Annotated in this window: 20 protein-coding genes; 16 read left to right on the top strand and 4 right to left on the bottom strand. The window is 61.1% G+C overall.

What is annotated here, in order from left to right; genetic code table 11:
* Nucleotides 1-412: 412 nt before the first annotated feature.
* Together rhtA and FBY10_RS30780 are read left to right on the top strand one after the other, a co-directional pair.
* Nucleotides 413-1,300, top strand: coding sequence for a threonine/homoserine exporter RhtA (gene rhtA / locus FBY10_RS30785; RefSeq protein ID WP_145338808.1), 888 nt, complete (start codon nt 413-415; stop codon nt 1,298-1,300).
* Between the two features lie 164 nt (nt 1,301-1,464).
* Nucleotides 1,465-1,746: a hypothetical protein gene (locus FBY10_RS30780; protein ID WP_048730152.1), complete on the top strand. Its 282-nt coding sequence runs from the start codon at nt 1,465-1,467 to the stop codon at nt 1,744-1,746.
* A gap of 106 nt (nt 1,747-1,852) precedes the next feature.
* On the opposite strand, the gene FBY10_RS30775 is transcribed toward FBY10_RS30780, so the two are convergent.
* From FBY10_RS30775 to FBY10_RS30765, 3 genes are all read right to left on the bottom strand, one after another.
* Nucleotides 1,853-3,661: an aminopeptidase P family protein gene (locus FBY10_RS30775; protein ID WP_145338807.1), complete on the bottom strand. Its 1,809-nt coding sequence runs from the start codon at nt 3,659-3,661 to the stop codon at nt 1,853-1,855.
* Nucleotides 3,662-3,700: 39 nt separating this feature from the next.
* Complete coding sequence (locus tag FBY10_RS30770) at nt 3,701-4,861, bottom strand: cysteine desulfurase family protein (RefSeq protein WP_145338806.1); 1,161 nt, start codon at nt 4,859-4,861, stop codon at nt 3,701-3,703.
* A 233-nt stretch (nt 4,862-5,094) separates the two neighbouring features.
* Nucleotides 5,095-5,364 carry a hypothetical protein gene (locus FBY10_RS30765; protein WP_131699206.1) on the bottom strand — a complete coding sequence of 90 codons (270 nt, stop codon included), beginning with the start codon at nt 5,362-5,364 and terminating at the stop codon, nt 5,095-5,097.
* A 397-nt stretch (nt 5,365-5,761) separates the two neighbouring features.
* Between FBY10_RS30765 and msuE the strand changes: the two genes are divergently transcribed.
* From msuE to FBY10_RS30745, 4 genes are read left to right on the top strand one after another with little or no spacing between them, the layout of a single operon-like run.
* Nucleotides 5,762-6,325, top strand: coding sequence for an FMN reductase (msuE, locus tag FBY10_RS30760; protein WP_145338805.1), 564 nt, complete (start codon nt 5,762-5,764; stop codon nt 6,323-6,325).
* Nucleotides 6,326-6,334: 9 nt separating this feature from the next.
* Nucleotides 6,335-7,474: an FMNH2-dependent alkanesulfonate monooxygenase gene (gene ssuD, locus FBY10_RS30755; RefSeq protein ID WP_145338804.1), complete on the top strand. Its 1,140-nt coding sequence runs from the start codon at nt 6,335-6,337 to the stop codon at nt 7,472-7,474.
* Nucleotides 7,475-7,529: 55 nt separating this feature from the next.
* Nucleotides 7,530-8,717, top strand: a complete 1,188-nt coding sequence (locus FBY10_RS30750) for an acyl-CoA dehydrogenase family protein (protein ID WP_145338803.1) — start codon at nt 7,530-7,532, stop codon at nt 8,715-8,717.
* Nucleotides 8,718-8,730: 13 nt separating this feature from the next.
* On the top strand, nt 8,731-9,834 hold the full coding sequence (locus FBY10_RS30745) for a sigma-54-dependent Fis family transcriptional regulator (protein ID WP_131699202.1): 1,104 nt from the start codon (nt 8,731-8,733) through the stop codon (nt 9,832-9,834).
* Here the strand turns inward: FBY10_RS30745 and FBY10_RS30740 are convergent.
* Entirely contained in the window at nt 9,823-10,188 is a 366-nt protein-coding gene (locus FBY10_RS30740) for an antibiotic biosynthesis monooxygenase (protein WP_065924540.1), read from the bottom strand. The two genes, FBY10_RS30745 and FBY10_RS30740, sit on opposite strands and share 12 nt — an antisense overlap.
* A 99-nt stretch (nt 10,189-10,287) precedes the next feature.
* Here FBY10_RS30740 and soxR point away from each other — a divergent pair, with 99 nt between their 5' ends.
* The 10 genes from soxR (at nt 10,288) to FBY10_RS30690 (ending at nt 17,616) form a co-directional block, all read left to right on the top strand.
* Nucleotides 10,288-10,728: a redox-sensitive transcriptional activator SoxR gene (gene soxR, locus FBY10_RS30735; protein ID WP_131699201.1), complete on the top strand. Its 441-nt coding sequence runs from the start codon at nt 10,288-10,290 to the stop codon at nt 10,726-10,728.
* 91 nt (nt 10,729-10,819) lie between these two features.
* A complete protein-coding gene (locus tag FBY10_RS30730) occupies nt 10,820-11,278 on the top strand; it encodes a VOC family protein (RefSeq protein WP_145338802.1) in 459 nt (152 codons plus the stop codon).
* 220 nt (nt 11,279-11,498) lie between these two features.
* Nucleotides 11,499-12,701: a PepSY domain-containing protein gene (locus tag FBY10_RS30725; RefSeq protein WP_131699199.1), complete on the top strand. Its 1,203-nt coding sequence runs from the start codon at nt 11,499-11,501 to the stop codon at nt 12,699-12,701.
* On the top strand, nt 12,698-13,237 hold the full coding sequence (locus FBY10_RS30720) for a thiamine pyrophosphate-binding protein (RefSeq protein WP_131699198.1): 540 nt from the start codon (nt 12,698-12,700) through the stop codon (nt 13,235-13,237). The genes FBY10_RS30725 and FBY10_RS30720 overlap by 4 nt, the downstream gene beginning before the upstream one ends.
* On the top strand, nt 13,234-13,557 hold the full coding sequence (locus FBY10_RS30715) for a hypothetical protein (protein ID WP_131699197.1): 324 nt from the start codon (nt 13,234-13,236) through the stop codon (nt 13,555-13,557). The genes FBY10_RS30720 and FBY10_RS30715 overlap by 4 nt, the downstream gene beginning before the upstream one ends.
* Entirely contained in the window at nt 13,554-14,114 is a 561-nt protein-coding gene (locus FBY10_RS30710) for a DUF6162 family protein (protein WP_131699196.1), read from the top strand. The genes FBY10_RS30715 and FBY10_RS30710 overlap by 4 nt, the downstream gene beginning before the upstream one ends.
* A gap of 19 nt (nt 14,115-14,133) precedes the next feature.
* A complete protein-coding gene (locus FBY10_RS30705) occupies nt 14,134-15,054 on the top strand; it encodes a metal ABC transporter substrate-binding protein (RefSeq protein WP_065924535.1) in 921 nt (306 codons plus the stop codon).
* Entirely contained in the window at nt 15,051-15,797 is a 747-nt protein-coding gene (locus FBY10_RS30700; RefSeq protein ID WP_131699195.1) for a metal ABC transporter ATP-binding protein, read from the top strand. The genes FBY10_RS30705 and FBY10_RS30700 overlap by 4 nt, the downstream gene beginning before the upstream one ends.
* Nucleotides 15,794-16,693, top strand: coding sequence for a metal ABC transporter permease (locus FBY10_RS30695; protein ID WP_131699194.1), 900 nt, complete (start codon nt 15,794-15,796; stop codon nt 16,691-16,693). Before FBY10_RS30700 ends, FBY10_RS30695 begins: the two co-directional genes overlap by 4 nt.
* Nucleotides 16,693-17,616 carry a metal ABC transporter solute-binding protein, Zn/Mn family gene (locus FBY10_RS30690; protein WP_145338801.1) on the top strand — a complete coding sequence of 308 codons (924 nt, stop codon included), beginning with the start codon at nt 16,693-16,695 and terminating at the stop codon, nt 17,614-17,616. Before FBY10_RS30695 ends, FBY10_RS30690 begins: the two co-directional genes overlap by 1 nt.
* Nucleotides 17,617-17,626: the final 10 nt, after the last annotated feature.

The following is a 17,626-nucleotide window of genomic DNA, read 5'->3' as shown; positions in this document are numbered from 1 at the left end:
CTCTCGTTAGCGGGAGGCGAATTCTACAGCGTTACACGCTGCTGTCAACACCTCTTTTTCTCCGCTTTCGACCGAGAAGATCGAATCGTTAATAGTGCCAAACAACACGACTCTATCAACTCCTTCTGGGCTTCGATGAACTGAAGCAACTCGCCGTCTAATCCTGCATAACTCTTTGTTTAGCAAGGAGTTTTAAGTTTCGACTGCGCCGGAAGTGGGGCGAATTATAGACTTCCAGAATCTGCCGTCAACACTTAATTTGGTTTTCCTATCAAAGCACCTACCAACCTTAAAATCCCTCTATATATAGCAGGCCACCACTGTAAATTTGAGCAATATATTGCTCAACATACAACAGTTAAGCATCATAGCGGCCCCGGCTTCTCAAATATGACCTTGGACGAACACCCCAATGACCACCTCCCACCGCAGTTTGGCCTCGGCATTGTTTCCGGTCGGCCTACTGTTGATCGCTATGGCCTCCATCCAGTCCGGAGCATCACTGGCGAAAAGCATGTTCCCGATTGTGGGAGCACAAGGCACCACAACCCTGCGCCTGATCTTCGCCAGCGTAATCATGCTGCTGATATTGCGACCATGGCGCGCCAGGCTGACCGCAAAATCCCTGCGTACCGTGGTCGTCTACGGGATGGCCCTGGGTGGCATGAACTTCCTCTTCTATATGTCCTTGCGCAGCGTTCCCTTAGGAATTGCCGTAGCCCTTGAATTCACCGGACCGCTCGCCGTCGCAATCTACGCATCGCGCCGAGCGATAGACTTCCTGTGGATCGCCCTCGCGATCGTCGGCCTGCTCCTGTTAATTCCCTCGGGAGAAGCCAGCAGCGGAATCGACCTGGTCGGCGCGGCCTATGCATTGGGTGCGGGTGTGTGCTGGGCACTCTACATTCTGTTCGGACAGAAAGCGGGTAACGACAACGGCGTCCAAACCGCCGCCCTGGGTGTGATGATCGCTGCCCTGTTTGTTGCGCCCATCGGCATTGTCCATGCCGGTACCGCGCTACTGACCCCTGCATTGATCCCGGTCGCCATCGGTGTCGCGATTCTGTCCACTGCACTTCCCTACACCCTGGAGATGGTAGCGCTGACACGCCTCCCCGCCCGCACCTTCGGAACGCTTATGAGCATTGAGCCTGCTTTCGGCGCGCTCTCGGGACTTTTCTTCCTACAGGAACACCTCTCCCTACCGCAATGGCTGGCCATAAGCTGCATTATCCTGGCCTCGGTAGGCGCGACACTGACAATGCGCAATGACTCAAAGCCGCTGGTTCCGGCAGATTGAATCATCTTTGAAAGTTGCTCTGGTATTTGCTGCGTATTTAGGCCATGTTTAAACTGCAAACGAATGTCATTCATGGAGTTTTTCGACAAGGACAGCACGAACGCTACACTCGAGAGCGAGTAGAGCCGACTTCGAGCATTGCGAAGTGGCTATTAAGGATAGGAATGAAGCGAATTTTGATACTGTTAATGGTCCTGGCCATTGCTGGCTGTGCCGCGACTACCAAGACAGAAGTAAAACGCGGCAAAAAAGGGCTGCATATCAACTGTTCCGGCCTGTCTTCTTCCTGGGACCAGTGCTACACCAGTGCAACCAACTCTTGCGGCGCCAAGGGCTACCGGGTTATCGCCAAGTCCGGTGACAATTCCGAGGAGCCAGGGGACTACCCCTTCGGCATCAACCCTGCCGGCTATACCAGCCGCAGCATGATCGTCATCTGCAAGTGATCTCCTCCGAGCAGTCACCATCGACTGCTCATATAAATGCCTGATACAACCCCGTCCCTTCGCGGCGCTGCAACTAAATTATTGCAGCTCCTGATTTTGCAACAGGTTAAATGGCCATCGTGCGCATCTGCAGCCACTCCAACGCAGCACCGCTGAGCAGCGGGCTCAGGCGTTCACGCACCTGGGCGTGATACGCGTTGAACCACTCGCGTTCATCCGCAGTGAGCAGCGACGGCTCCAGGCAACGGGTGTCGATCGGGCACAAGGTCAGGGTTTCAAACGAGAGGAACTCACCAAATTCGGTCTTGCCTGCTTCGCAGTTCAATACCAGGTTCTCGATACGCACGCCCCAGCGTCCAGGGCGGTAGGTGCCCGGCTCGATGGAGGTGATCATCCCTGGCTGCATCGCGGTTTGCGGCGCAGGGGCCGCCTGATAGGCGATCACTTGTGGGCCTTCATGCACATTGAGGAAATAGCCTACGCCATGCCCGGTACCGTGGCCGTAGTCCACGCCTTCAGCCCAAATCGGCGCGCGGGCAATGGAATCCAGCAGCGGTGACAAAATCCCCTTGGGGAAATGTGCACGGGACAATGCAATAACGCCCTTTAGTACACGGGTGCAGTCACGTTTCTGTTCGTTGCTCGGCGTGCCAATAGGCACCATCCGAGTGATGTCCGTGGTGCCACCCAGGTACTGGCCACCTGAGTCGATCAGCAGCAATCCATCGCCTTCGATCACCGCATGCTCATCTTCGGTCGCGTGGTAATGCGGCATCGCACCGTTGGCATTGAATGCGGCGATGGTATTGAAGCTCAGCGACACATAATCGGGGCGACGGCTGCGAGCAGCCGTCAGGTACTCATCGATGGTCAGCTCAGTGATGCGCTCACGACCCAGCGCACTCTCCAGCCAGGCGAAGAATTCGCAAAGGGCCGCGCCGTCCTGCTCCATGGCCCGGCGAATGTGTTCCGCGTCCGCCAGGCTTTTGCGGGATTTGGCCAGTGTGGTCGGGTTCAGGCCTTCAATCAGCTTGACGCCGGCATCCAGGTTTTCCAGCAAACCGGCAGTCACGCGGGCGGGGTCAACTTGCAAGCTGGCACCCGATGGCACTGCACGCAGGGCATCCGCCACTTCGCTGTAATCGCGCAACGTCACACCATCCTGCGCAAGCACCGCGCGCAAGTCTGAATCAACTTTACTCAGCGCCACAAACAACGTGGCCTGTTGTTGATTGATCAAGGCAAACGAAACAAACACCGGATTAAACGAAACATCGCCTCCGCGCAGGTTGAACAGCCAGGCGATGTCATCCAGGGTCGCGATGAAGTGCCAGTCAGCGCCCTTCTCTTTCAAACTGGCGCGCAGTGCGGCAAGTTTATCGCCACGGCTGACGGTCGCCTGAGGCGGCAGATGCTCATAGATCGGCTGGTTCGGCAGGCTCGGACGGTCTTTCCAAACGGCATCGAGTATGTCGATATCGGTACGCAGGCGAGCGCCACGTTCTGCCAACTTGGCGCCCAACGTGCGCGCAGAAGCGACAGCCATCACCGCGCCGTCCACTGCCACCACGCCGCCTTCCGGCGTCTGCTCGGCCAGCCATTCCAGCGGCCCGGGTTGGCCCGGTTGCAGCTTGACCAATTCAATGCCGCTGCCCTTGAGCTCCTTGGTGGCCTGTTCCCAGTAACGGCTGTCGGCCCAGACACCGGCGAAATCCGCAGTGACAATCAACGTGCCTACCGAACCATGGAAGCCCGACAACCATTGACGCCCCTGCCAGTAACCCGGCAAGTACTCGGACAAATGCGGGTCAGCCGACGGCACCAGCAGGGCATGGATGCCCTCGTGGCTCATCAGTTCGCGGATGTGCGCCAGGCGCTGGGGAACCGTTCCATAGATCAAGGGCTGCGTACTCATTGTGTCTCCTGCTAACCACTAATAATTGTTATGAAAAAATCAGACGGCCCAGAACGCCGGGGCGCTGGCCAGTGCGGCCTTGATCAATTGCACAGCCTGGTCGATATCCTGCTCGGTGGTAAACCGGCCAAGGCTCAAACGTATGGTACGGCTGGCAGAACGCACGTCATGGCCCAACGCAAGCAGCACGTGGGAAGGCGCATTGCTGGCTGAATTGCACGCAGAGGTCGCAGAAAAGGCGATGCCGGCACTCAATGCCGCAGCGTCAAACTCACCTTCGCTGAAGGTAAGGCTGAGGGTGTGAGGAATGCGCTGCGCAGGACTGCCGTTGAGGCGCACGCCACCGATGGTCTCCAACTGGTCCAGCAGGCGCTGACGCAAGGCCACAATCACGGCCTTCTCCTCAGCAAAAGACGCCGCCGCCAGGGCGAACGCCGCGCCCATGCCCGCAATCTGATGGGTGGCCAGGGTACCAGAGCGCAGGCCACCTTCGTGACCGCCACCATGAATCTGTGCCAACACTTTCTGTTGCGCCCGGGGGCCGACATACAACGCACCAACCCCCTTGGGGCCATACAGCTTGTGCGCGGAAAACGACATCAGGTCCACCGGCCACTGCGCCAAATCGATCGTCACCTTGCCCGCCCCTTGCGCCGCGTCGACATGCAATAACGCGCCATGCTCACGCACGCGCGCGCCGATGGCCGGGACGTCATTGAGGGTGCCCAGTTCGTTATTCACCAGCATCAGCGATACCAGAAAGGTGTCTTCACGCAATGCCTCGCTGACTGCCTCGGCGCTGATCAACCCATCGGCGTCCGGCACCAGGTAAGTCACGGCCACACCGGCTTCCTGCAACTGCCGCGCGGTATCCAGCGTGGCCTTGTGTTCGATCTGGCTGGTGATGATATGCCCGCCCGCCACACCCCGCGCCTGGGCAACGCCCTTGATCGCGAGGTTGTTGGATTCAGTGGCGCCTGAGGTCCAGACGATCTGTTCAGGCTGTGCGCCCACCAACTCCGCCACCTGGCGACGCGCCTGTTCAACCGTTTGCCGGGCCGCTTGGCCGAACGCATGAGAACTGGACGCGGGGTTACCGAAGTTGGCGTTGAAGCCCAGACACTCGACCATCACCTGGATGACGCGCTCGTCCACCGGGGTGGTGGCGGCGTAGTCGAAATACAGCGGACGTTTATTCATGACAGTTAAGACTCGCAAAGCAGGTCCCCGAGAGCAGCGTCTCAGGGGCATCGGCCGGAACAGAGGTCGTCAGGTTTACCGGATCGAATGCCATTAAAGAAGGACAACTTTAAGTAAATGTGCGTAGGAACGCTCCTGAAATTCAGCTTAACAGGCTGAAGTCACGCCATGGCAAACAAAAAGCCCGAGGTTCCTTAAGGGAATCCTCGGGCTTTTTTCCATTCGGCGCAGGCTCAACTGGGACGACCATGCAAGGTCACGCTGCGTTCGGCGTTCATTTCGCCCTGGCGATCAAAGCCAAAGGGTTTCTGTGGCTGGCCGGTCAGTGCGGCGCGCTGCTGCTGGTACTCATCAAACGACAACCCACGACGGCTCAGTGCTTCCAAGGCCAACTGCTTGGTTTCTTCCGCTGAGTAGGGCCGTAATTCGGGCGAAGGATGGGTCGCACAGCCGGCGAGGACGGAAGTGACAATTAATAAGGAAACAGCGAGAAATCGGTTCATGGCGGTAGCCCTGCAAAGAAGGTTTCGAGTCAATGAACACAGGCTACTCCCGCCGTTGCGCAGTGAAAAATCACCGTCCGTGATAGTCGCTATCGACCACCTAGGCACCCTCGATAGGAAACGACATATTTCCTTATGATCTATAAATATGGAAATACGTTCATTTACGGAATAACTGCAACCTTCTATAAATGGCTCACGCCGAACCCGCACTGTTCGCCACGCAACTGTTTGCCAGGCAACAGCCATTCAACAAATCACAAGTCAGACAACAGCAGCATTTTTCAGCAGTGAACCTGCAACCCACGCCGATCAAGGCCTGTAGCCGTTGGTACAGCTCTTGCTCAACACGTTGCACCCCACCTGCTATGAACCACTGTTGATAAAGGAACTGTTCATGACCCGTCCCCTGAATGTCGTCGCCCTCTCCGGCGGAACCTGGCGTCCGTCCCGTACCCTCGTGCTGACCCAAGCCGTACTGGCTGAGCTGGCGACCTTACTGCCGATCCAGACCACCCTGATCGAATTGGGCGACATTGCCCGGCCCCTGGGTGGTGCGCTGTCACGCGATGAATTGCCCGCCGAGGTCGAAGCCCAACTGGTGGCCATCGAACAGGCCGGCCTGCTGATCGTCGCTGCACCGGTCTATCGCGGTTCCTACCCTGGCCTGCTCAAGCACCTGTTTGACCTGATTGGCCTCAACGCCCTGATCAACACACCGGTACTGCTCGCCGCCACCGGCGGCAGTGAACGCCACGCGCTGGTCCTCGATCATCAACTGCGTCCGCTGTTCAGCTTCTTCCAGGCCCTCACCCTACCGATCGGCGTGTACGCCACAGAGGCCGACTTCACCGACTACCAAATAACCAGTGAGCCCTTGAAGGGCCGGATACGTCTTGCGGCAGAACGCGCAGCGCCGTTGTTTGCTGCGCACTCCCCCTCTCTGCTGAAAATCGCTTAAGGATTGGTCATGGATGTTTTCTGGTTTCTGCCGACACATGGCGACGGTCATTACCTGGGTACCACCCAAGGTGCACGGCCGGTCACCCTCAATTATCTGAAGCAAGTCGCGCAGGCGGCTGACAGCCTGGGTTACCACGGCGTGCTGATTCCTACCGGCCGCTCATGCGAAGACTCCTGGGTCATCGCCTCGGCGTTGGTGCCGCTGACCGAACGCCTGCGTTTCCTGGTGGCAATTCGCCCGGGCATCATCTCGCCGACCGTTTCTGCCCGCATGGCGGCGACCCTGGATCGCCTGTCCAACGGCCGCTTGCTGATCAATGTGGTCACCGGCGGCGATCCCGATGAGAACCGCGGCGACGGCAGCTTCCTCGACCACAGCGAACGCTACGAAGTCTCCGACGAATTCCTACAGATCTGGCGCCGCGTGTTGCAGGGCGAGTCAGTAGATTTCGAAGGCAAACACCTGCGCGTGCAGAACGCCAAGGCCCTTTACCCACCGGTGCAGAAGCCTTATCCACCGCTGTATTTCGGCGGCTCCTCCGATGCCGCCCACGACCTCGCCGCCGAACAGGTGGATGTGTACCTGACCTGGGGCGAGCCGCCCGCCGCCGTCGCCGAAAAACTCGCAGATGTGCGTGAGCGCGCTGCCCGCCACGGGCGTACGGTGAAGTTCGGCATTCGCCTGCACGTGATCGTGCGCGAGACCGAAGAGGACGCGTGGAAAGCTGCCGACAAGCTGATCGAGCACATCAGCGACGACACCATCGCCGCTGCGCAAAAATCCTTCTCGCGCTTTGATTCCGAAGGCCAACGCCGTATGGCCGCCCTGCACGACGGGCGCCGCGACAACCTGGAAATCGCCCCCAACCTGTGGGCCGGTGTCGGCCTGGTGCGCGGCGGTGCCGGTACCGCGCTGGTGGGCAACCCGCAGCAAGTGGCCGAACGCATCAAGGAATACGCCGACCTGGGCATCGAGAGCTTCATCTTCTCCGGCTACCCGCACCTGGAAGAAGCCTATCGCTTTGCCGAGCTGGTGTTCCCGCTGCTGCCGGAACCCTATGCCAGCCTGGCCGGACGCGGCATCACCAACCTCACTGGCCCGTTCGGCGAAATGATTGCCAACGATGTTCTGCCAGCCAAGGCCTGATCGGCGCAGCGGCGGGAGCGGCATTGGTCGTTCCCGCTTATAAAGAGGAGACCCCGTGACAGCCAAACCCCACAGCGTCCTGCCATCACCGTTGCAGACCGCCAGATTGCTGGCCGCCGAATTCGCCCTCACCGCCGTCGAACGCGACGAGCGCGGTGGCACTCCCAAGACCGAACGTGATGCCCTGCGCCAAAGCGGCCTGCTGGCCCTGAGCATTCCCACCCAATACGGTGGCCTCGGCGCCCGCTGGAGTGACACCCTGGCCATCGTGCGCGAGTTCGCCAAGGTCGACAGCTCCATTGCCCACGTCTTCGGCTTCCACCACCTGATGCTCGCCACCGTGCGCCTGTTCTCGCGGCCGGACCAGTGGCAACCGTGGTTCGAACAGACCGCGCGCAAAAACTGGTTCTGGGGCAACGCCCTCAACCCATTGGACACACGCACGGTGGTCAAGGACTTCGGCGGCTGGCGTGAGTTCTCCGGCAAAAAGAGCTTCTGCTCCGGCGCCAGCGACTCGGAAATGCTGATTGCCTCGGCGGTGGATGAAAGCGCCGGCGGCAAGCTGCTGATCGCCGCCATCCCCAGCGGACGCAGTGGCATCACCCTGCACAACGACTGGAACAACATCGGCCAACGCCAGACCGACAGCGGTAGCGCCAGCTTCGAACGGGTGCGCGTCGAGGAGTCGGAATTGCTGATCGACCCGGGCCCGCTGAGCACGCCTTTTGCCTGCCTGCGCCCGCTGATCGCCCAGTTGACCTTCACCCATATGTTCCTCGGCATCGCCGAAGGTGCATTTGAAGAAGCACGCAACTACACGCTCACCGAGACCCGTTCCTGGCACAAGTCCTCGACCGAAGACGTGCGCCAGGACCCTTACGTGTTGCATCACTACGGCGAATTCTGGGTGGCGCTGGAAGGCGTGCGTCTATTGGTGGAGCGTGCCGCCGAATTGCTCGACCACGCCTGGGCCAAAGGCCCCCACCTCAGCGAACACGAACGCGGCCAACTGGCGATTGCCATCGCTACCGCCAAGGTCGCCGCCACCCGCCAAGGCCTGGACCTGTGCAGCCGCCTGTTTGAAGTCACCGGCGCACGCTCCACCCACGCTTCACTGCGTCTGGACCGCCATTGGCGCAACCTGCGCACACAAACCCTGCACGACCCGGTCGACTACAAACTCCACGAACTGGGGGACTGGGCGTTGAACCAATCCCTGCCGATTCCGACGTTCTACTCATAAAAAAGAGGTGCCCATGCAGCTTCTAACCTTACCGCCCTCGCCCGCCCTCGCGACGTCGATCCGCGCCACGGCCCAGGTCTTCGAAGACCCGAAATCCAAGGCGCTGCTCGACCACATCCAGCAAGTGGCGCCCAGCGAAGCCAGCGTGCTGATCATCGGCGAGACCGGAACCGGTAAAGAGCTGGTGGCGCGCCATATCCACAACCTCAGCGCGCGGCGCAACCGGCCGTTCGTAGCGGTGAACTGCGGCGCGTTCTCTGAATCCCTGGTGGAAGCCGAGCTGTTCGGCCATGAAAAAGGCGCGTTTACCGGCGCCCTGAGTGCCAAGGCCGGCTGGTTCGAAGAGGCAGATGGTGGCACCTTGTTCCTCGATGAAATCGGCGATTTGCCGATGCCCATCCAGGTCAAGTTGCTGCGGGTGCTGCAGGAGCGTGAAGTGGTGCGCCTGGGTTCGCGTAAGAGCATTGCGATCGATGTGCGCGTACTGGCCGCCACCAACGTACAACTGGAAAAGGCCATCAACGCCGGACATTTTCGCGAAGACCTCTACTACCGCCTCGACGTCGTCAGCCTCGAGCTCAGCCCGCTGCGCGAGCGCCCCGGCGATATCCTGCCGCTGACCCGGCATTTTATCGAAGCCTACAGCCAGCGCCTGGGCTACGGCCCGATCACCATCAGCCGCGAAGCCGAACACAAGCTAAAGAGCTACAGCTGGCCGGGCAATATCCGCGAGCTGGAAAACGTGATTCACCACACCCTGCTGATCTGCCGCAACGGCGTGATCGAACGCGACGACCTGCGCCTGTCGAACATGCGCATCGAGCGCCAGGACGACAGCCAGCACGGCACCGACAACAGCGCTGAGGCCTTGCTGGAGCGCGCGTTTCAAAAGCTCTTCGAAGAACAGGCCGGCGCCCTGCACGAAAAGGTCGAAGATGCGCTATTGCGCGCCGCCTACCGCTTCAGCCATTACAACCAGGTGCACACCGCCAACCTGCTGGGGCTGAGCCGCAACGTCACGCGCACACGCCTGATCAAGATCGGCGAGTTGGCGGTGAACAAGCGCCGCCCCGGGGAAAATGTGCAAGGCGAACGGATGCTGCATCTATCCATTTAGCCGGCAGTGCAACGCGTTGTCATGGCTGCGCTCGAAACTGCGCAGCACTTGGAACGAACCGAAGGTCACGGCCGTGGCCTGGTGCGCGCGAATCAGCGTCCAGAAATCTTCCTCGCCATGCTCAAAGCACTGGAACGCCGCTTCACCGTCCTCGCGGGAACGCCACTGCAGGTAATTGAGCACCCGCCGCCCGTCTTCGCTGACCTGCACACTCGCATTGATAAAACCGCCATGGCCCTGGGCCAGGCGCTCGCTTTGGGTGGACAAGGCGGCCACCAGCGCCACTTGTTGCTGGGGTTCGATGTGAAATTCGATCAACTGAGTGAAGCTGCGATTCTTCTCAGATACCTGCATGAAAACTCCCCTTTCTCTGTAGGCAGAATCTTGCGATTCAATGTCACGCAGGGTAAAACCTCTAGTTAAGTCAAGGTCAAGCGCTTAATCGGAGTTTTCATGATTACCAAGGAACTCACCGTGGGCCAACTGGCAGCCCGCAGCGGCGTGGCCGTCACGGCCCTGCACTTCTATGAAAACAAGGGGCTGATCAAGAGTCATCGCACTGCCGGCAATCAACGGCGCTATCCCCGGGATGTACTGCGCCGGGTGGTGGTGATCAAGATCGCCCAGCGCCTGGGAATTCCGTTGGCGACGATTGGCGAGGCCTTGCAGACGCTGCCGAATGGACGCACGCCCAACGCTCAAGACTGGGAGCGCTTGTCCGCGCGGTGGCGGGAAGACCTGGATGAGCGCATCAATAAGCTGATGCTGCTGCGCGACAAGCTCAATGGCTGCATTGGTTGCGGGTGCCTGTCGATGGACGCGTGCCCGCTGCGTAACCAGGACGACCAGCTCGCTGAGCGCGGGCCGGGGGCTCAGTTGCTGGAACCCAGTTGAGCATCCCCTGGTCGGGACCGACAGAGCCCTTGATTGGCGTGGCCTATAGTGAAAAGGCCGGTTCACCACCACCCCAATCAAGGAGAACGATATGAGCGTTAAACCTATTCCGGAGGGTTATCACAGCGTCACGCCCTATATGGGCATCGACAAAGCCTCAGAGGCTATCGAGTTTTACAAAAAAGCCTTCGGCGCCACCCAGATCATGCGCCTGGACATGCCCGATGGCAGGGTTGGCCATGCCGAGCTGCGCATTGGTGATTCGGCGATCATGCTGGGCACGCCCTGCGATCAGATGTCCCTGGGCAATCCGACTGAAAGCACGAGTGTGGCCTTGCATCTGTATGTGAACGACGTGGACGCGCAGTTCAAACAAGCCGTCGCAGCCGGCGCCAGCGTGGTGTCCGAACCAGAGGACCGCTTCTATGGCGACCGCTCGGGCAGCGTGAAGGATCCCTACGGTCACCTCTGGTACCTAGCCACCCGCAAGGAAGACCTCAGCGAAGAACAGATCCGTCAACGCGCCATGGAGATGTTCCAGCAAGACTGAGCATCGGGGCCGGTTCGCCGGCTCCTCCCCACCTCATGATCAACCCCTGCACGCCTTAAACCCACTGAATGTGAACCTGAAACATTTTCTTTCATATCGGCCTTGGGGATTTCTCATTCTCATCCGTCTTAATTTAGATACAGCCCGTCGCGTCAGCAAAAGCTACGACTGGCCTTTTTCGGGCCTCTTTCGCCCCCCTCTGATCAAGACCCTCATTCACATGTCCAAGAAGTCACGCTCAAAACTCTGGTTTCTCGTACATAGCTGGCTGGCCTTGCCCATCTGGTTCTTTGTACTGATCGTCTGCGTCACCGGCACCCTGGCGGTGGTCAGCCAGGAAATCGTGTGGCTGGCCAACCCGGACATCCGTGCGAGCAAGCCGTCGGATGATGCCGAGCCGCTGAGCTACGACCAGGTGATCAGCGCCATCAAGCGGGCCGAACCCCAGGTAATCGTGCAGTCTCTCAGTCGTCCGGACGAGTCGCACTTTGCCCTGAGTGTCGACCTCAGCTACCCGGACGGGCGCTCGGTAGAGGTCTACGTCAACCCGTACACCGGGGCGATCCAAGGCATCAGCCCGTCGTTCAACTTCCGTCAGTTCACCCGCGCCCTGCACGGCTGGTGGCTGGTGCCGTTTACCAATGGCTTCAGCTGGGGCTGGTACCTGGTGTCGCTGCTCGGTTTGCCGTTACTGGCCTCACTGGTCACCGGGCTGGTGGTGTATAAGCGCTTCTGGAAAGGCTTTTTCAAGCCGACCCTGCGTATCCGCCACGGCGCGCGAATTTTCTGGGGCGACTTCCACCGCCTGAGCGGTATCTGGTCGATCTGGTTTATTGCGGTGATTTCCATCACCGGCACCTGGTTCCTGATCCAGGCAATCCTGGGTGATAACCAGATCTCCATCTCCAGCGAGCCCATCGTCCCGGTGATCGCCCGTGAAAAAGTCCCAACCTCAGCCCCAGGCGTGCCGGCACCGATGATTCCCGTGGATGAGGCGATCGCGATCGCTACCCAACGTATCCCGGGGCTGGAGGCGAGTTTCGTGAGCCTGCCGCTCAATGCTTACAGCCACCTGCAAATCGGCGGGCGAGGCTGGTATCCGCTGATGTTCCAGACCGCGCAGATCAACCCGTATGACGGTGAAATCGCCTCGTCGCACCTGCTGTCCGACCGCACCAAGCTGGAGTTCGTCACCGAATCCATGCGGCCCCTGCACACCGGCGACTTCGGTGGCCTCTGGATCAAGCTGATCTGGGCGTTCTTCGGCCTCGTGCTGAGCATGATGGTCCTGAGCGGCTTGCTGATCTGGACCAAGCGCACTGCCCTGGCCACCCTCAACGCTCTCAAGCGCGAAGCCAAGACGCAACGTGCGCCGGCGTCCATCCCGGCCATGCAGGCTGAAACCTCGGAGGCCAACTCATGAGCAAGTCCGCTAACGCTACCCCGCCTTCACCGTTGCGGTCCTTTTGGCTGAAATGGCGTTTCCACATCAATGTCCTGTTGTTGCTGGTACCGCTGGGCTTCATGCCCAAATACTTCGCCGATGCCGCGCTGTTTCGCGGTGATACCGGCATCGGCGAGCGTGTGGCCGGCGATGTGCAGGTCGGACCCTGGAGCCTCAAACTGGCCGAATTCCGCAATGAAGGCCCGCGCCCCGACCCGGCCGGCCCGATGAAGTTCTTCAATGCCGCCCTGTGTGACACCTGCGCCGACCAGGTCAAGGCCACGTACCTGCGCATCGGCAAACCGCGCAGCCTGCGTGCCGCCGGGGTGATTTTCTTCGGCACCCCGTACCGCATGGGTGCCGGCCTGCCCGTGCCGGAACGCACCCCCGTCGACGCCGAACTGTGGGTCACCATGGAAGGCTGGGACGGCACCATGCACCAGGGTTCCATCCCGTTGAGCCAGGCCTCGCCTGCCACCATTGCCTGGCTGAACAAGCAAGGAGTTAAACCATGACGTTCAAGCGCCTGTCCCGCGCCGCGCTGTTGCTGTGCGCCGGTTTCAGTACCACAGCCTTTGCCCACAACCCGATGTGCGAATGCAAGGAAATCCCCGGCGAGCAGATCCAGTGCAAAGGCGGTTTCTCCGACGGCAGCGGCGCCCCCGGCGTGACCCTGGATGTGATCGGCTACGACGAAACCATCCTGGTGCCCGGCAAGCTCGGCCAGGACTCCACACTGACCTTCAAAAAGCCCGCGTCCGAGTTCTACGTGCTGTTTGATGCCGGCCCCGGTCACGTGGTGGAAATCGACCAAGCGGATATCCAGGCTCAATGAGTACCACACAGGTTGTACGCCCCGCCGGTGCCGGCCACGAGACCCTCTACGTGCTGCTGCTGTGCCTGATCATCCTGGCGGTGGCGGGAACGGTGGTGGCGCTGCACGGTGAAACCCAGGAGGTCGCGGCGGTGCCCAGCCATCAACTGGACGCCCGCCGCGACCTGAGCGCCGCCGAACAAGGCATCTACGCCGACCTGCGGGTAACGCTGGATGAAATCCACGTGCTGCAGCAAGAGCAAAGCGCCCTGCCCACCCCCGAGCAACTGGCCGCAGAAGGCTTTGCGCCGTTTGCCCACGACGCCAGTTCGGTCAGTCGTGGCGACCACCGCTGGCAGTTGCTGGCGAATTCGGCCTATCTGGGACTGAGCCAGGCACCGACCACCAGTGGCTCGCTGCTCATGCGCGTGCAAGGTGACGAGCCGGACATCTGGCTCAACCGCAGCAAAGACCTGGCCACCCCCGCCGACCTCACTGACCAGGCGCTGATCGCAGCCGGCTGGCAGCAGGTGATCGCGCAATTCGATGCCGGCGTCACCCGCCAGCACCGCCACTGAACGAGAAGACCGATTGCCCATGTCTATTTCATCTCCCCTGTTGCGCGTATTTCTGGTTGGCCTGTTCAGCCTGATACTCGCTCCCCTCGCGAATGCCGAGGCGGCCAAACGCCTGCGTATCGGTATCACCCTGCACCCGTATTACAGCTACGTGGCCAATATCGTCGGCGACAAGGCAGAAGTGGTGCCGCTGATCCCGGCCGGCTTCAACCCCCACGCCTACGAGCCACGCGCCGAAGACATCAAGCGCATCGGCACCCTGGATGTGATCGTGCTCAACGGCGTCGGCCATGACGACTTCGCCGACCGCATGATCGCCACCAGCGAGCGCCCGGACATCCCGGTGATCGAAGCCAACGCCAATGTGCCGCTGCTGGCGGCTACCGGCAACGCCGCGCGCGGTGCCGGCAAGGTGGTCAACCCGCACACGTTCCTGTCGATCAGTGCGTCGATTGCCCAGGTCAACAACATCGCCCGGGAACTGGGCAAGCTCGACCCGGACAACGCCAAGACCTACACCCAGAACGCCCGCGCCTATGGCAAACGCCTGCGGCAGATGCGTGCCGATGCCCTGGCCAAGTTGACCGGCGCGCCCAACCCGGACCTGCGCGTCGCCACCGTGCACGCGGCCTACGATTACCTGCTGCGCGAGTTCGGCCTGGAAGTCACGGCCGTGGTCGAGCCGGCCCACGGTATCGAGCCGAGCCCCAGCCAGTTGAAGAAAACCATCGATGAACTGCGCGCCCTGGACGTGAAGGTGATCTTCTCGGAGATGGATTTCCCGTCCACTTACGTCGACACCATCCAGCGCGAATCCGGGGTCAAGCTGTACCCGCTGTCACATATTTCCTACGGCGAATACAGCGCTGAAAAATACGAAGTGGAAATGACCGGCAACCTCAACACCGTGGTGCGGGCGATTCAGGAGTCGGGGGCATGACCGCAGCGGAACAACTTAACGTCGCCTGCGTCGGTCCGACCCTCGACTTCGACAAGGTGTCCCTGACCCTGGGCCGCACCGTGATCCTCGACGGCGTGAGCTTCCAGGTGCAGCCGGGCAGTATTCATGCGCTGGTGGGCCCCAACGGCGGCGGTAAGAGCTCGCTGATCAAGACCCTGCTGGGACAAACGCCGCACCAGGGTCGGTTAAGCCTGCAGTGGCCGTCCACGCCCGGCACCATCGGTTATGTGCCCCAGGCGCTGGAGTTCGACCGTGGTTTGCCGATGACCGTCGACGATTTCATGGCCGCCATGTGCCAGCGCCGTCCGGCGTTTCTGGGGTTGTCCAAACAGTACGCCGCCGCGATTGGCGAGGCGCTGGAACGGGTCGGCATGCAGGACAAACGCAAGCGCCGCATGGGCGCACTGTCTGGCGGTGAGCGCCAGCGTGTGTTGTTGGCCCAGGGGTTGATTCCCGCGCCGCAACTGCTGGTCCTCGATGAACCGATGTCGGCCCTCGATGAGGCCGGCATCCAAGTGTTCGAACGCTTGCTCAGTGACTGGCGCCTGGCCGGGATCACTGTGCTATGGATCGAGCACGACCTGGAAGCCGTGGGCCGCCTGGCCGACCGCGTCACCGGCCTGAACCGCCGCCTGCTGTTCGACGCCACGCCGAAAGAGGCGCTGACGCCGGACCGCTTGCTGACACTGTTCTCTACCCATCCTCGGAGCACGGCGCAATGAGTTATGAAGCGTTTCGCCTGATGGTCCAGGGCTGGGCATCGTCCGGTTACCTGCCGGAAGCGTTGGCCTATGGTTTTGTCGTCAACGCCCTGCTCGCCGGCCTGCTGATCGGCCCGGTGCTGGGCGGCCTGGGCACGCTGGTGGTGGTCAAGCGCTTTGCGTTTTTCTCCGAAGCGGTCGGTCATGCCGCGCTGACCGGCGTGGCCGTGGGCATTCTGCTGGGCGAGCCCTACACCGGCCCCTATGGCAGCCTGTTCGGTTACTGCCTGTTGTTCGGCATCCTGCTCAACTACCTGCGCAACCGCACCGGCCTGGCGCCAGACACCTTGATCGGCGTGTTCCTGTCGGTGTCCCTGGCACTGGGCGCCAGCCTGCTGCTGATCCTGGCGGGCAAGATCAACGTGCACATCCTCGAAAACGTGCTGTTCGGTTCGGTGCTGACGGTCAACGGCAACGACCTGCTGGTACTGGCGATTGTCGGCGCCCTGGTGATGGCGCTGGCGCTGCCGCTGTACAACCGCATCATGCTCGCCAGCTTCAACCCGCAATTGGCGGCGGTGCGTGGCGTGGCGGTGAAGACCCTGGACTACCTGTTCGTGATCCTGGTGACGCTGATCACCGTGGCGGCAGTCAAGGTCATTGGCGCCATCCTGGTGGGCGCGCTGCTGGTGATTCCGGCCGCGGCGGCACGCTTGCTGAGCCAGTCGCTCAAAGGCTTCTTCTGGATATCGGTGGTGATCGCCACCGTCAGCACCCTGTGCGGGATCCTGTTGCCGATCATCTTCGACCTGCCCATCCCCTCCGGTGCCGCGATCATCCTGATGGCCGGTATCGCCTTTGCCTTTGCCGCCATCGCGCGCGGCACCGTGCCCAGCCTTAAAGGGAACCTTGGATAATGCGCTCCGTTCTTCAGCCTCTGGCCCTGGCCATCGCTTGCTTGATCACCACGCCACTGATGGCGGCCGACGTGGGCAAACCTGCTGCTCACGCGGCAAAACCGGTCAAAGTCCTGGCCTCGCTGCCGATCACCTACGGCCTCGCGCAGGTGCTGCTCAAGGGCACCGACGTGCAGCTTGAGCGCGCGGCCCCCGCCAACCTGCCGGGCTCGCGACAGGTGTCGTACTTCACCGGGCGTGGCGCGACGGCACTGAACACCCTGGCCCAGGACGCCGACGCCGCCATCGGCCTGCGCTCGCTGTGGGCCGATGACCCGCTCTACCCCGTGGCCCGGCGCAGCAATATCCGCATCGTCGAAATCGATGCCGCACGCCCGGTGGATGGCGGCTTGCCGGGAATCGCCGTGCAACCTGGCGTCACCGATGGTTTGAACAGCCAGCCGTGGCAATCGAGCAACAACCTGGGACGCATGGCCGATGTCCTGGCCGCCGACCTGAGCCGCCTGGCCCCGGGCGCCAAGGCGAAGATCGACGCCAACCTGGCCGCCCTCAAGCAACGCCTGCTCAAGCTCAGCGCCGACAGCGAGGCGCGACTGGCCAAGGCGGACAACCTGAGTGTGGTCAGTTTGAGCGATCACTTTGCGTATCTGATCAGCAGTTTGAATCTGGAACTGCTCAGCACCGATGCCCGGCCCGACGCCGATTGGACGCCTGGGGCATTACAGAAACTCAGTGCAGCGCTGAAGGACAACGACGTGGCCGTAGTGCTGCATCATCGCCAGCCGAGTGACGCAGTGAAAGCCGCTATCACGGCAGGCGGCTCAACGCTGCTGGTGTTGAACGTAGACGGCGCGGACCCGGTATCGGAGTTGGAGAGCAATGTGGATCAGGTGATCAAGGAACTCACGGTGCACTCACTGTAGGAGCGAGCAC

Source organism: Pseudomonas sp. SJZ103, assembly GCF_007828335.1.
Lineage (GTDB): Bacteria > Pseudomonadota > Gammaproteobacteria > Pseudomonadales > Pseudomonadaceae > Aquipseudomonas.
This window is presented reverse-complemented; position numbering and strand designations above follow the sequence as displayed.